13 protein-coding genes are annotated in these 12,835 nt (G+C 73.4%); 9 read left to right on the top strand and 4 right to left on the bottom strand.

Going from position 1 to position 12,835, the window contains the following annotated elements; genetic code table 11:
- Position 1: 1 nt before the first annotated feature.
- Positions 2-649, bottom strand: coding sequence for a TetR family transcriptional regulator (locus ACWCV3_RS24260; protein WP_451227846.1), 648 nt, complete (start codon positions 647-649; stop codon positions 2-4).
- 121 nt (positions 650-770) lie between these two features.
- Here ACWCV3_RS24260 and ACWCV3_RS24255 point away from each other — a divergent pair, with 121 nt between their 5' ends.
- Genes ACWCV3_RS24255 through ACWCV3_RS24245 form a run of 3 tightly spaced genes read left to right on the top strand, consistent with a single transcriptional unit; the run spans position 771 to position 2,476 of the window.
- Positions 771-935: a hypothetical protein gene (locus tag ACWCV3_RS24255; RefSeq protein WP_451227843.1), complete on the top strand. Its 165-nt coding sequence runs from the start codon at positions 771-773 to the stop codon at positions 933-935.
- A 37-nt stretch (positions 936-972) separates the two neighbouring features.
- The gene (locus ACWCV3_RS24250) at positions 973-1,251 is read left to right on the top strand and encodes a DUF4190 domain-containing protein (protein ID WP_451227841.1); all 279 of its coding nucleotides are present in this window, start codon (positions 973-975) and stop codon (positions 1,249-1,251) included.
- Between the two features lie 55 nt (positions 1,252-1,306).
- The gene (locus tag ACWCV3_RS24245; protein WP_451227838.1) at positions 1,307-2,476 is read left to right on the top strand and encodes a cysteine desulfurase family protein; all 1,170 of its coding nucleotides are present in this window, start codon (positions 1,307-1,309) and stop codon (positions 2,474-2,476) included.
- A 152-nt stretch (positions 2,477-2,628) separates the two neighbouring features.
- On the opposite strand, the gene ACWCV3_RS24240 is transcribed toward ACWCV3_RS24245, so the two are convergent.
- Positions 2,629-3,294: an N-acetylmuramoyl-L-alanine amidase gene (locus ACWCV3_RS24240; protein ID WP_451227835.1), complete on the bottom strand. Its 666-nt coding sequence runs from the start codon at positions 3,292-3,294 to the stop codon at positions 2,629-2,631.
- A 96-nt stretch (positions 3,295-3,390) separates the two neighbouring features.
- Here ACWCV3_RS24240 and mnmA point away from each other — a divergent pair, with 96 nt between their 5' ends.
- Positions 3,391-4,515, top strand: coding sequence for a tRNA 2-thiouridine(34) synthase MnmA (mnmA, locus tag ACWCV3_RS24235; RefSeq protein ID WP_451227832.1), 1,125 nt, complete (start codon positions 3,391-3,393; stop codon positions 4,513-4,515).
- 13 nt (positions 4,516-4,528) lie between these two features.
- Here mnmA and ACWCV3_RS24230 read toward each other — a convergent pair whose 3' ends face one another.
- Together ACWCV3_RS24230 and ACWCV3_RS24225 are read right to left on the bottom strand one after the other, a co-directional pair.
- Positions 4,529-5,311, bottom strand: a complete 783-nt coding sequence (locus tag ACWCV3_RS24230) for an alpha/beta fold hydrolase (protein ID WP_451227937.1) — start codon at positions 5,309-5,311, stop codon at positions 4,529-4,531.
- A 61-nt stretch (positions 5,312-5,372) separates the two neighbouring features.
- Positions 5,373-5,696: a DUF427 domain-containing protein gene (locus ACWCV3_RS24225; RefSeq protein ID WP_451227829.1), complete on the bottom strand. Its 324-nt coding sequence runs from the start codon at positions 5,694-5,696 to the stop codon at positions 5,373-5,375.
- A gap of 51 nt (positions 5,697-5,747) precedes the next feature.
- Here ACWCV3_RS24225 and ACWCV3_RS24220 point away from each other — a divergent pair, with 51 nt between their 5' ends.
- The 5 genes from ACWCV3_RS24220 (at position 5,748) to ACWCV3_RS24200 (ending at position 12,726) form a co-directional block, all read left to right on the top strand.
- Complete coding sequence (locus tag ACWCV3_RS24220; protein WP_451227826.1) at positions 5,748-6,287, top strand: LOG family protein; 540 nt, start codon at positions 5,748-5,750, stop codon at positions 6,285-6,287.
- Positions 6,288-6,294: 7 nt separating this feature from the next.
- Positions 6,295-6,993, top strand: a complete 699-nt coding sequence (locus ACWCV3_RS24215) for an SDR family oxidoreductase (protein WP_451227823.1) — start codon at positions 6,295-6,297, stop codon at positions 6,991-6,993.
- A gap of 34 nt (positions 6,994-7,027) precedes the next feature.
- A complete protein-coding gene (locus ACWCV3_RS24210) occupies positions 7,028-8,035 on the top strand; it encodes a methionine synthase (RefSeq protein WP_451227820.1) in 1,008 nt (335 codons plus the stop codon).
- 15 nt (positions 8,036-8,050) lie between these two features.
- Positions 8,051-10,246 (top strand): NAD-dependent DNA ligase LigA, encoded by a 2,196-nt coding sequence (gene ligA, locus ACWCV3_RS24205; RefSeq protein ID WP_451227817.1) that lies wholly within the window; start codon positions 8,051-8,053, stop codon positions 10,244-10,246.
- 260 nt (positions 10,247-10,506) lie between these two features.
- Positions 10,507-12,726, top strand: a complete 2,220-nt coding sequence (locus ACWCV3_RS24200) for a putative bifunctional diguanylate cyclase/phosphodiesterase (protein WP_451227814.1) — start codon at positions 10,507-10,509, stop codon at positions 12,724-12,726.
- The last annotated feature ends 109 nt before the right edge of the window (positions 12,727-12,835 follow it).

The raw sequence follows: 12,835 nt of genomic DNA, 5'->3' as shown, positions 1-12,835 counted from the left end.
CTCACCCCCCGGAGAGCGTCTCCTGGTCCATCCAGTGCCTGCTGCCCAGCGTGATCAGGCGCAGCTGCCGGACGGCCAGCCGGGTCACCCGCTCCCACTCGCCCCGCGGCGCCTCCAGCGACTCCAGGAAGAGCTGGGCCGTGATGAGCATCTGGTCGACGTAGAGATGCGCGAGCATCGTCATGTCGTCGTCGCCCCAGCCCTCCGCCTCGCGGTCCCGGGCCAGTTCGGCCTTCACCTCCTCGGTGAAGCGCGCGAGCTGGTCCCGGATCGCCTCGCGCACCGGCTGCACCCCGCCGTGCCGCTCGCGGGCGATGAAGCGGACGTGCGCCGGGAAGGCCCGGACGTGCTGGGCGATCAACTCGACCGCGCGGCCGATGCGCTCCTCCGAGTCGTTCGCCGCCGACACCGTCGGCCCCACCATCGGGTGCAGGCTGCCCAGCGCCTCGTCCACCAGGGCCACCCCGAGATCCGCCGTGGACGGGAAGTGCCGGTAGAACGCGGTCGGCGCCACTCCCACGGCACGGGTCACCTCGCGCAGGCCCAGGCTGCTCAGGCTCTGCTCCTCCAGCAGTGTCAGGGCCGCGTCCAGGAACGCCTGACGGGTCTTCTGCTTCTGGGCCTGCCGGACGCCGAGGGTGTGACTCATGTCATCCAGTTAACAACTGTTCTCCGGAATTGAAAAGCGGTGCGGAGGGTTAGACTCGAAGTCAGTGAACAACTGTTACTACAACTGTTCACCGAGACGACCCTGAGGGGGGATCGAAACCATGATGTTCCTCGTTGCCGCACTCATGCTGCTCGGTGTCGCGCTCGGCACCGTGGCGCACGTGCCGGTGGGCGTCAGCGCCGCCGTCGCCGCCTTCATCGGTGTCTGGCTCCTGATCTTCGCCGTCCGTGAGCGCCATGGCCGACGCCGCACCACCAGTCACTGACCCGAACGCCCGCACCGACCATCAGGAGCTGAGCACCATGCATCTCACCGCACCTGCCACCGGTCAGGTCGAGGCGACGCCCCGGCCGCGCGACGCCGACGGGATGGCCGTCGCGTCCTTCATCCTCGGACTGCTCGGACTGCTCGTCCTCAACCTCTTCCTGGGCCCCGTCGCCATCGTCCTCGCGGGTGTCTCGCTGTGGCGCGGCACGCACCGCCGGGGCCGCGCCTGCCTCGGTCTGGCGCTCGGCGTGGCCGACCTCCTGGTCCTGTTCGCCGCCATGCAGTTCACCGACACGGTGTCCTGGAGCCTGTGACCCACCCGTGCGGAGCCGTGAGCGGCTCCGCGCGGCCCGTAGAATCGGCGTCACCATGGCTTACCTCGACCACGCGGCCACCACGCCGATGCTTCCCGAGGCGGCGCGGGAGCTGACCGACCGGCTCGGCGCCACCGGCAACGCGTCCTCCCTGCACGCCTCCGGCCGCCGGGCCCGGCGCACCGTCGAGGAGTCCCGCGAAACCCTCGCCGAGGCCCTCGGCGCCCGCCCCAGCGAGGTGGTCCTCACCTCCGGCGGTACCGAGGCCGACAACCTCGCCGTCAAGGGCCTGTACTGGGCCCGCCGCGCCGCCGACCCGAACCGGGTCCGGGTGCTGGCCAGCCCCGTCGAGCACCACGCGGTACTGGACGCCGTGCACTGGCTGGGCGAGCACGAGGGCGCCACGGTGGAGTACCTCCCCGTCGACGCGCACGGCCGCGTCCACCCCGAGGTGCTGCGCGAGGCCATCGCCCGCAACCCCGACGACGTCGCGCTGGCCACCGTGATGTGGGCCAACAACGAGATCGGCACCCTGATGCCGGTCCGTGAACTCAGCGATGTGGCCGCCGAGTTCGGGGTGCCGCTGCATGCCGACGCGGTGCAGGCGTTCGGCCAGGTGCCGGTCGGCTTCGCCGCCTCCGGGCTCGCCGCGATGACCGTCTCCGGCCACAAGATCGGCGGCCCCTACGGCATCGGCGCCCTGCTGCTCGGCCGCGAGTACAGTCCCGTACCCGTGCTGCACGGCGGCGGCCAGGAGCGCCACGTCCGCTCGGGCACGCTGGACGTGCCCGCCATCGCCTCCTTCGCCGTCGCCGGGCGCCTCGCCGCCGAACGGCAGGAGTGGTTCGCCCGCGAGATCGGCACCCTGCGCGACCGCCTGGTGGAGGCCGTACGGGCCGCCGTCCCGGACGCGCTGCTGGGCGGTGACCCGGCACCCGGCGGCCGGCTGCCCGCCAACGCGCACTTCACCTTCCCCGGCTGCGAGGGCGACTCCCTGCTCCTGCTGCTGGACGCCCAGGGCATCGAGTGCTCCACCGGCTCCGCCTGCACCGCCGGCGTGGCCCAGCCCAGCCACGTCCTGCTCGCCACGGGCACCGACCCCGACCTGGCGCGCGGCACCCTGCGCTTCTCGCTGGGCCACACCTCGACCCAGGACGACGTGGACGCCGTCGCCAAGTCCATCGGCCCCGCCGTGGAACGCGCCCGCGCGGCGGGACTCGTCTAGTGCTGTGACCGGCAAGGTTCACCGGCTCGCGGCGTCCGGCACGGCACCTCGCCGCGTTGTCGCGTCGCCCGAGTACATCCAGTACGCGGGCGATGGTCCGCCTTGCGATGCACCGCACCGGACGCCGCGAGCTTTCCGGCAGACCTTTCCGGTCACAGCACCTGGGAAGTCCTGCCGAGCGCCGTACGCGCCCTGCCCGCCAGCCGCATGTACCGGTCCCAGTCCCAGTGCGGGCCGGGGTCCGTGTGGTCCGTGCCCGGCACCTCGACGTGGCCGACTACGTGCTCCCGGTCCACCGGGATGCCGTACCGCGCGCATATGGCGGCCGTGAGGCGGGCCGAGGCGGCGTACATCGCGTCCGTGAAGGACTTGGGGTCGTCCACGAAGCCGACGTGCTCGATGCCGACGCTGCGCTCGTTGAAGGACCGGTTGCCCGCGTGGAAGGCCACGTCCAGCTCGCGGATGAGCTGGGTGACGCGGCCGTCCGCGCGCACGATGTAGTGCGCCGCCGCCCGGTGCGCCGGGTCCTGGAACACCTTCACCGCCGACGCGTACCCGCCCTGGGTGACATGGACGACCACCCGGTCCACCGGGTAGTCGTCCGGGCGGTCGGCGTGCCGGTAGTTGGCGGGGGAGGCCGCCACCCAGCGGGCGCCCGCGAAGTCCACCGCGCCCGGCACCCGCCGCCGCTCCACCCCCGGCAGCCGCCAGTACAGCCGGGCCAGCTCGCCGTGCGCCAGCGCGGCCGCCCCCGCGGCGGCCGCCGCGCCGCCGATGATGAGCGCGCGCCGCCCGAGCCGCCGATCCCCGTCGTCCATCTCCACCCCGTACGCCCCGGTTCCTGCGGACCCCTCGCGATCACCAACGCACACCCGGCGTTCCCGGTTCCCGCCGCCCCGTACCCTGGAAGGGCTATGACTGAGACCTCGCCGCGCCCCCTCCGCGTCCTCGCCGCCATGTCCGGTGGCGTGGACTCCGCCGTCGCCGCCGCGCGTGCCGCGGAAGCCGGTCACGACGTGACCGGTGTCCACCTCGCGCTCTCCGCGAACCCGCAGTCGTTCCGGACCGGCGCGCGGGGCTGCTGCACCATCGAGGACTCCCGCGACGCCCGCCGCGCCGCCGACGTCATCGGCATCCCGTTCTACGTCTGGGACCTCGCCGACCGCTTCCGCGAGGACGTGGTCGAGGACTTCGTCGCCGAGTACGAGGCCGGCCGCACGCCCAACCCCTGCCTGCGCTGCAACGAGAAGATCAAGTTCGCCGCGCTGCTGGACAAGGCGCTCGCGCTCGGCTTCGACGCGGTCTGCACCGGCCACTACGCCAAGGTGCTGGTGGACGAGGACGGCAACCGCGAGCTGCACCGCGCCTCCGACATGGCCAAGGACCAGTCCTACGTGCTCGGCGTGCTGGACGACCGCCAGCTCGCGCACGCCCTGTTCCCGCTCGGCGACACCGTCACCACCAAGGACGAGATCCGCGCCGAGGCGGAGCGGCGGGGCCTGGCCGTCGCCAAGAAGCCCGACTCCCACGACATCTGCTTCATCGCCGACGGCGACACCCAGGGCTTCCTCGCCGACCGGCTCGGCAAGGCCGAGGGCGACATCGTGGACGAGGACGGCAACCGGCTCGGCACCCACGAGGGGGCCTACGGCTACACCATCGGCCAGCGCAAGGGCTTGCGCATCGGCACTCCCGCCCCCGACGGCAAGCCGCGCTACGTGCTGGACATCTCGCCGGTCACCAACACCGTCACCGTCGGCCCGGCCGCCGCCCTCGACGTCACCGCGCTCACCGCCATCAAGCCCCGCTGGTGCGGCACCGCCCCCGAGGGCCCCGGCACCTACACCGCCCAGCTCCGCGCCCACGGCGGCGAGACCGAGGTCGACGCCGAGCTGGTGGACGGCGAACTGCGCGTCACCTTCGCCGAGCCCGTCCGGGGCGTCGCCCCCGGCCAGGCGATCGTGCTGTACGACGGCACGCGCGTGGTCGGCTCGGCGACCATCGCCACCACGACCCGGGCCACGGCCGCAGCGGTCTGATCCCCGGCCGGGCTCATCCGGTGACGAAGTCGGCCAGCACCGGAGCGAGGAAGGCCGGCTCGACCGCGTGCGTCTGCCCCTCCAGCACCGCGTACGCGCCGTCCGGCACCGCCCCCGCGACCGCCCGGGCGCCCGCCTGGACCCACTGCGGGCTCAGGCCGCCCGCCAGCGACAGCACCGGCGCGGGGACGCGGGACAGCGGCTCCGCCGGGAGCAGCCCGTCGCCCATCAGGGCGGCGTCGTACGCAAGGCTCGGCGCGACCTGCTCCAGACCGGGCCACATGGGGGACTGACGGGCCCGCTGGATCATCTCCTCGCCCAGCCCGGTCAGCCGCAGGAACAGCTCCACCGCCCCGCCCCGGTCGCCCGCGGCCAGCGCCGCGTCCAGGGCGGCCGCGTACGCCACCTGCCGCTCGGGGCCCTCGGGCAGGAAGTCCGTGAACGGCACCTCGTACACCGCCGTCCGCGCCACCGGCAGCCCGCTCGCGGCGGCCAGCAGCGCCAGCGCGCCGCCCGACGACAGCCCGAAGAGCGCCGCCTCGCCGCCCTCCGCCGCCATGAGCGCCGCCAGGTCCTCCACCTCGCGCCCGACCGCGTAGGGAGCCGTGTCGCCGCTCTCGCCCCGGCCCCGGCGGTCGTAGACGACGGCCCGGCAGCGGTCCGCGAGTGCCGCCGCCAGCGGGGCGAGCGTCGGCCCGGTGGACATCGCGCCGCTGACCAGGATGACCGTGGGCCCCTCGCCGGTCACGCGGTACGCGAGCGAGGTCCCGTCGACGGAAGTCGTCTTCTTGTCCATGCCCGTGGAGACTGCCGTACGGGCGCCCGAGTCACCGGTCACGACACGGCACGCCGTGCGGTCAGGCCACTTCGGGGGAGTAGAAGCAGTAGTGGTCCCTGATCCGGGCCACCTCCGGCTTCGGGTCCGGGTACGCCCACACCAGATCGGGCGCGTCCGGCAGCGACCAGTAGGACGCCGTGCCCTTGAAGGGGCAGTTCGTGCGGGTGTCCGACGGGGTCAGCAGATCGAGCCGGACGTCCTCGGCGGGGAGGTAGTACCGGGGCGGACAGCCCGTCTCGCGCAGGACGAGGGGGCGGCCGGTCTCCGCGAGCACCTGGCCGTCGTGCACGACGCGCACGCGCTGCTCGCTCTCTTCGATGGTGATCGTGTGTCCGTGTGCCATACCCGGACAGCACGGGCGGGGCCGCCGATGTTCCCGCGTACCGTGGGCCGCATGAGAATCTGCGTCTTCCTCTCCGCCGCCGAACTCGACGAGCGCTACACGCGCCCCGCGCGGGAGTTCGGGGAGCTGATCGGCAAGGGCGGCCACACGCTCGTCTGGGGCGGCTCCGACTCCGGCCTGATGAAGGTCGTCGCGGACGGCGTGCAGGAGGCCGGAGGCAGGCTGGTGGGCGTCTCCGTGGACTTCCTCTCGGCGGTCGCCCGGCCCGGCGCCGACGAGATGGTGATCGCCGCCGACCTCGCCGAGCGCAAGCGGCTGCTGCTCCAGAAGGCCGACGCCGTGGTCGTCATGGTCGGCGGCACCGGCACCCTGGACGAGGCCACCGAGATCCTGGAGCTGAAGAAGCACGGCCGCACCGCCAAGCCCGTGGTGCTGCTCAACACCGCCGGCTTCTACGACGGCCTGGAGCAGCAGTTCCGCCGCATGGAGGCCGAGGGCTTCCTGCCGCGCCCGCTGTCGGAGCTGATGTACTTCGCCGACGGACCGGCCGCCGCCCTGGCCCACCTGGAGGAGTCCCTCGCCGCGGGCTGATGCGACCATGGCGGGCATGGCTACTCATGTGATCACCGGCGCCGGTTCCGGCATCGGCGCCGCCGTCGCCCGCCGGCTGCACGCGCGCGGGGACGACCTCGTACTGCACGCTCGCGACGCGGGCCGCGCCAAGGAGCTGGCGGCAGGATTCCCCGGCGCGACGACCCTGGTGGGCGACCTCGCCGACCCCGACAGGCTGTCCTGGGCCTTCTCCCACCAGTCGCTGCCGGACCGGGTGGACTCGCTGCTGCACATCGCCGGGGTCGTCGACCTCGGTGACGTCGGGGACCTCACCCCCAAGTCCTGGCGCCACCAGCTCAACGTCAACCTGATCGCGCCCGCCGAGCTGACCCGGCACTTCCTGCCCCAGCTCCGCACCGCCCGCGGCCAGGTGCTCTTCGTCAACTCCGGCGCCGGACTCGACGCCCACGCCGGCTGGTCGGCGTACGCCGCCTCCAAGCACGGGCTGAAGGCGCTCGCGGACTCGCTGCGCCGGGAGGAGCACGGCAACGGCGTCCGGGTCAGCTCCGTCTACCCCGGCCGCACCGCCAGCCCCATGCAGGCCAAGGTGCACCAGCAGGAGGGCAAGGAGTACGACCCCGCGCGGTTCATCGACCCCGAGTCGGTCGCGGACACCGTCCTGCTCGCCCTCGACCTGCCCAGGGACGCCGAGATCAACGACCTGACCGTGCGCCCCGGCCGCTGACACGGCGGCCCGCCGCACGGCATACCCTGCCGGGGTGAGTGAGAACACCCAGGTCACCTTCCCCGCGGCCACCGGCGTCGGTTCGATGCCTGACGGGGACGCGCGCGAGGCCGCCAAGACCGTCACCGGCAGCCTGGAGGACTTCCCGTACCTCGCCGAGCTGCCCGCGCGCGGCCCCGGCGCCGACATGATCGGCCGCACCGCCGGGATGCTCGTCGAGCTGTACGCGCGCGTGGAGCCCAGCGGATGGCGGCTGTCCGACCGGCCCGGCCGCGACACCCGGCGCGCACACGCGTGGCTCCGCGAAGACCTCGACACCCTGGAGGAGTTCACCCAGGGCTACGAGGGCGACCTCAAGGTGCAGGCGGTCGGCCCCTGGACACTCGCCGCCGCGCTGGAGCTGCGGGGCGGCGAGGCGGCGCTGTCCGATCCCGGCGCCTGCCGCGACCTCACCGCCTCGCTCGCCGAGGGCCTGCGCCTGCACCTGGCCGACGTCCGCCGCCGCGTCCCCGGCGCCCGCGTGGTGCTCCAGCTCGACGAGCCCTCCCTCACCGCCGTGCTGCGCGGGCAGATCCGCACCGCCAGCGGCTACCGCACCCACCGCGCCGTGGACCGGCAGGTCGTGGAGTCCGCGCTGCGCGAGGTGCTCGGCGCGAGCGGCGAGGGCCCCACCGTCGTCCACTCCTGTGCCCCCGACGTGCCGTTCACGCTGCTGCGCCGAACCGGCACCGACGCCGTCTCCTTCGACTTCGGCCTTCTCACCGAGCGTGACGACGAAGCGATCGGGGAGGCCGTCGAGGGCGGCACCCGGCTGTTCGCCGGTGTCGTGCCGGGCACGGACGGCCCGTTGTCGGACCCTGCCGGTAGCGTCATGGGTGTCAGGACGCTGTGGCGCAGGCTGGGGCTGCGGCCGGGGCTGCTCGCGGAGGCGGTCACGGTCACGCCCTCGTGCGGTCTCGCGGGTGCTTCCCCCGCCTACGCCCGCCAGGCGCTCGCCCACTGCGTCCGGGCGGCGAGATCCCTCGCGGACAACCCTGAGTAACGGGAGGACACTACGGTGGCCGGCGACAAGCAAGCGGCGACGACGGCGGTGCCCGCCGAGGCGCGCGAGAGGCACGGGCGGCTCGCGGAGCAGGTCGAGGAGCACCGCTTCCGGTACTACGTGAAGGACGCTCCCGTCGTCAGCGACGCGGAGTTCGACCAGCTCCTGAAGTCCCTGGAGGCCCTGGAGGAGGAGTTCCCGGAGCTGCGCACCCCGGACTCGCCCACCCAGAAGGTCGCCGGGTCCTACGAGACCGAGTTCACCGCGGTCGCGCACCGCGAGCGGATGCTGTCCCTGGACAACACCTTCAACGACGAGGAGCTCGCCGCCTGGGCCGACCGCATCGCCCGCGAACTCGGCGAACAGGCCTACCACTTCCTGTGCGAGCTGAAGGTCGACGGACTCGCCGTCAACCTCACCTACGAGCACGGCCGCCTCACCCGCGCCGCCACCCGCGGCGACGGGCGCACCGGTGAGGACATCACGCCCAACGTCCGCACCATCAGCGACATCCCCGACCGGCTCCGGGGCGACGACGTGCCCGACCTCGTGGAGATCCGAGGCGAGGTCTACTTCCCGATGGACAAGTTCCTGGAGCTGAACGAGCGGCTGGTCGCCGCCGGGGACAAGCCCTTCGCCAACCCCCGCAACGCGGCCGCCGGTTCGCTCCGCCAGAAGGACCCGCGCGTCACCGCCAGCCGCCCGCTGCACATGGTCGTCCACGGCATCGGCGCCCACGAGGGCTTCACCGGGCTGACCCGGCTGTCCGGGGCCTACGACCTGCTGAAGACCTGGGGCCTGCCCACCTCCCCGCACAACCGCGTGGTCGACGGCCTCGACGGGGTACGGGAGTTCATCGCGTACTACGGCGAGAACCGGCACTCCGTGGACCACGAGATCGACGGTGTCGTCGTCAAGCTCGACGAGATCCGCCTCCAGGGCCGGCTCGGCTCCACCGCGCGCGCCCCGCGCTGGGCCATCGCGTACAAGTACGCGCCGGAGGAGGTCAACACCAGGCTGATCGACATCAAGGTGGGCGTCGGCCGCACCGGCCGCGTCACCCCGTACGCCCAGGTCGAGCCGGTCACGGTGGCGGGCAGCGAGGTCGAGTTCGCCACCCTGCACAACCAGGAGGTCGTCAAGGCCAAGGGCGTGCTCATCGGGGACACCGTGGTGCTGCGCAAGGCCGGTGACGTCATCCCGGAGATCCTCGGGCCCGTCGCCGACCTCCGGGACGGCAGCGAGCGGGAGTTCGTGATGCCGGGCGAGTGCCCCGAGTGCGGCACCCCGCTACGGCCCATGAAGGAGGGCGACATCGACCTCCGCTGCCCCAACGCCCGCGCCTGCCCGGCTCAGTTGCGCGAGCGGGTCGCCTACCTCGCGGGGCGCGAGTGCCTGGACATCGAGCACTTCGGCACAGTCGCCGCCGCCGCGCTCACCCGTCCCCTGGAGCCCGCCGACCCGCCGCTGGTGGACGAGGGCGACCTGTTCGACCTCACGGTGGAGAAGCTGCTGCCCATCAGGGCGCACGTGCTGGACCCCGACAGCGGCCTGCCCAGGCGCGACCCGAAGACCGGCGAGGAGAAGGTCGTCACCGTCTTCGCCAACCAGAAGGGCGAGCCGAAGAAGAACACCCTCTCCCTGCTGGAGCACATCAAGGCGGCCAAGCAGCGCCCGCTCGCCAGGTTCATCAACGGCCTCTCCATCCGGCACGTCGGCCCTGTCGCCGCCCAGGCGCTCGCCCGCGAGTTCCGGTCCGTCGACCGCATCGAGGCGGCCACGGAGGAGGAGCTGGCCGCCACCGACGGCGTGGGCCCGATCATCGCGGCCGCGCTCAAGGAGTGGTTCGCCGAGGACTGGCACCGCGAGATCGTGCGCAAGTGGAAGGCGGCCGGCGTCCCGCTGGAGGAGGAGTCCGCCGGTGAGGACGAGGGCCCGCGCCCGCTGGAGGGGATGACCGTCGTCGTCACCGGCACGCTGGATAACTTCACCCGTGACGGCGCCAAGGACGCGCTCCAGAGCCGGGGGGCGAAGGTGACCGGTTCCGTCTCCAAGAAGACCTCCTTCGTGGTCGTCGGCGACAACCCCGGCTCGAAGTACGACAAGGCGACGCAGCTCAAGGTGCCGGTGCTGGACGAGGACGGATTCGCCGTCCTGCTGGAGCGCGGACCCGAGGCGGCGGCCGAAGTCGCGCTTCCGACCGGGGAGTAGCGGTTGAAGGCCACCCGTACGGCGCATACCAGATGCATACGGGTGGCCCGTACCCATTCGGGCGACCGTCCACGACCGCTGCCCGAGGAAGCCCTCCGCGGCCTACTGTTGAGGGGTGCGCCCGCCGTGCCCAGCCGCGGCCGGTGCATCCCCGTGCCCGACAGCCGGCGCGGGGAAGGGCTTTCCACCGCCGAGCCGCTGAGGGTCCTCGGGGCCAGGGCCGCGTGGCGTGGGCACCGCCGGCTGTGAGAGGGACGGGAATGGAACCGACCGAGAGCGCCGCCCCCGGCTCGTGGCCACGCCTGCGCCGCCGCGCGGGCGCGTGGCGGGGGATCCGGTGGACCGGGCACGGCAAGGACCGTGCGGGACCCGACTCCGGTACCGGCGGCGTCGATTCGCACGCGGCGCTGGTCCTCGCCGCCGACCTGGGCCCGTCCCCCGACGGCCAACGGCGCCCGAGGAAACCGACGTTGCCCGCCGTGCTCATCGGAGCGGCCGCGCTCGCCATCGGCGCCGGGCTGTACGGCGCCTTCAGCGGCGGCCACGCGCTCTTCCCCGCCGGTACGGCCGGGTGGGCGCTGGCCCTTCTCACGGGCCTCGTCGTCGGTCATCTCGTCATGCTGGGCCGGGCCCGCTGGAGCGGCGGCACCGCCTCCGGAGCCGCCGTCACCCTCGCCACCCTGTTGCTGTACGGCTGGGTGCCGGCCGGGCTGGTCAGCCTCACCGTCGTCGTACTGGTCGGCGCCGCCCGGCGCAACTGCCGCCGCGAGGGCCTGCTGCACGGCTCGGTGGACATCCTCGCCATCGGCGCCGGCGCCCTGGTGCTCGGTGCCTTCGGCCGGGCCGGCAGCGTCGAGGAGCCCTGGCTCCCGGGCAGTTGGGGAATCGGCACCATCTGGGAGGTCGTGCTCGCCGCGGGCGCGTACCTCGTCGTCAGCCGGGGGCTGCTCTGGTACCTGCATGCCCCGCGCGGGGGCGGGGTGCCCACCATCGCCCGGACCGCGCTGGTCCGGCAGGGCCTCGTCGCGGTCGCGCTGCTCGGCATCGCGCCGCTGGTGTGCGTGGTCGCGGACGCCAGGCCGGTGCTGCTGCCGCTGTTCGTCATCCCGCTGATCGCGCTCGACTCCACCCTGTGGATGGCGCGGGCCCGCGCGGAGGAGCAGTTGCGCGACCCGCTGACCGGGCTGCCCAACCGGCAGTGGCTGCTGGAACGGATCTGGACCGCGCTGGACGACGCCGAACGCATCGGCGCCCGCTCGGCGTTGATGCTGATCGACCTCGACCGCTTCCGGTCGGTCAACGACACCCTCGGCCATCTCGCCGGTGACCGGCTGCTGTTGCAGATCGCGGACCGGCTCAGGAACGCCCTGCCCGACGGGGCGGAGGCCGCGCGGCTGGGCGGGGACGAGTTCGCCGTCTTACTGCCGGTGGCCGACTCCACCACGTCGGCCACCCGGATCGCGCGCGGGCTGGTCAGCACGCTCGGCTCGCCCCTCGACCTCGACGGACTCACGCTCGTGCTGGAAGCCAGCGCGGGCGTCGCCGTCTTCCCCGATCACGCGCTGGACGCCGAGGGCATGCTGCGCCGCGCGGACGTGGCGATGTACCAGGCCAAACGGGACCGCTCCGGCGTGGAGGCGTACGAGTCCAAGCGGGACTCCAACACCCCCGACCGGCTCGCCCTGCTGGGCGATCTGCGCCGGGCGCTGGACGCGCACGAGGTCCAGTTGCACTACCAGCCCAAGGTCCGCTTCGACGGCCAGGTGGCCGGCCTGGAGGCGCTGGTGCGCTGGGTGCACCCGGAGCGGGGCAGGGTCCCGCCGGACGAGTTCATAGCCATAGCCGAGTCCTCCGGCCTGATGCCGCACCTCACCGAGTACGTGCTGGAGACCGCCCTCGCCCAGGTCGCCCGCTGGCGCGAGCAGGGGCTCAGGGTGCCGGTCGCGGTGAACGTCTCCCCGCGTGACGTGCACACCCCCGGCTTCGCCGGTTCCGTCGCCGCCCGGCTGGCCCGGCACGGGGTCCCGGCGGGGGCGCTGCAGCTGGAGATCACCGAGCACGTGCTGCTGGAGGACCCGCAGCGCGCCGCCGACACCCTGGCCGCGCTCGCCGGACACGGCGTGAAGATGTCCCTGGACGACTTCGGCACCGGCTACTCCTCCCTGGTCCACCTGCGGCGGCTGCCGGTCAGCGAACTGAAGATCGACCGTTCCTTCGTGGCCCGGCTCGCGGTGGACGCCGAGGACGCGGCGATCGTGCGCTGCACGGTCGACCTCGCCCACTCGCTCGGCCTGGTGGTCGTCGCCGAGGGCGTCGAGGACGACGAGACCTGGGAGCACCTGCGGGACCTGCGCTGCGACGCCGTGCAGGGGTGGCTGGTGGCCGCCGCGATGCCGCCCGAGGAGACCACGGCCTGGCTGAAGGCCCGCGGCCCGCGCGGCTGGCAGCGGCCCCGCGCGGCGCTGCCCGCGGCGGAATAGTCCCGGCCTGTGACGGGGGAACGTTTCCCCCGGCGATCACCTCGCCGGGCCGCGCCGCCCCCTGCCGTGACGCCCCGGCCGGGGGGTCCGGCGAAACCGTTTAACGGTG

Source organism: Streptomyces sp. NPDC001781 (assembly GCF_053596035.1).
Note: the sequence above shows the minus strand (reverse complement) of the source record. Positions and strands in the feature narration are given on the sequence as shown.

Coding starts and splice junctions, on each gene's coding strand:
- ACWCV3_RS24260 (WP_451227846.1), bottom strand. CDS start 649: ATGAGTCACACCCTCGGCGTCCGGCAGGCCCAGAAGCAGAAGACCCGT.
- ACWCV3_RS24255 (WP_451227843.1), top strand. CDS start 771: ATGATGTTCCTCGTTGCCGCACTCATGCTGCTCGGTGTCGCGCTCGGC.
- ACWCV3_RS24250 (WP_451227841.1), top strand. CDS start 973: ATGCATCTCACCGCACCTGCCACCGGTCAGGTCGAGGCGACGCCCCGG.
- ACWCV3_RS24245 (WP_451227838.1), top strand. CDS start 1,307: ATGGCTTACCTCGACCACGCGGCCACCACGCCGATGCTTCCCGAGGCG.
- ACWCV3_RS24240 (WP_451227835.1), bottom strand. CDS start 3,294: ATGGACGACGGGGATCGGCGGCTCGGGCGGCGCGCGCTCATCATCGGC.
- mnmA (WP_451227832.1), top strand. CDS start 3,391: ATGACTGAGACCTCGCCGCGCCCCCTCCGCGTCCTCGCCGCCATGTCC.
- ACWCV3_RS24230 (WP_451227937.1), bottom strand. CDS start 5,311: ATGGACAAGAAGACGACTTCCGTCGACGGGACCTCGCTCGCGTACCGC.
- ACWCV3_RS24225 (WP_451227829.1), bottom strand. CDS start 5,696: ATGGCACACGGACACACGATCACCATCGAAGAGAGCGAGCAGCGCGTG.
- ACWCV3_RS24220 (WP_451227826.1), top strand. CDS start 5,748: ATGAGAATCTGCGTCTTCCTCTCCGCCGCCGAACTCGACGAGCGCTAC.
- ACWCV3_RS24215 (WP_451227823.1), top strand. CDS start 6,295: ATGGCGGGCATGGCTACTCATGTGATCACCGGCGCCGGTTCCGGCATC.
- ACWCV3_RS24200 (WP_451227814.1), top strand. CDS start 10,507: ATGGAACCGACCGAGAGCGCCGCCCCCGGCTCGTGGCCACGCCTGCGC.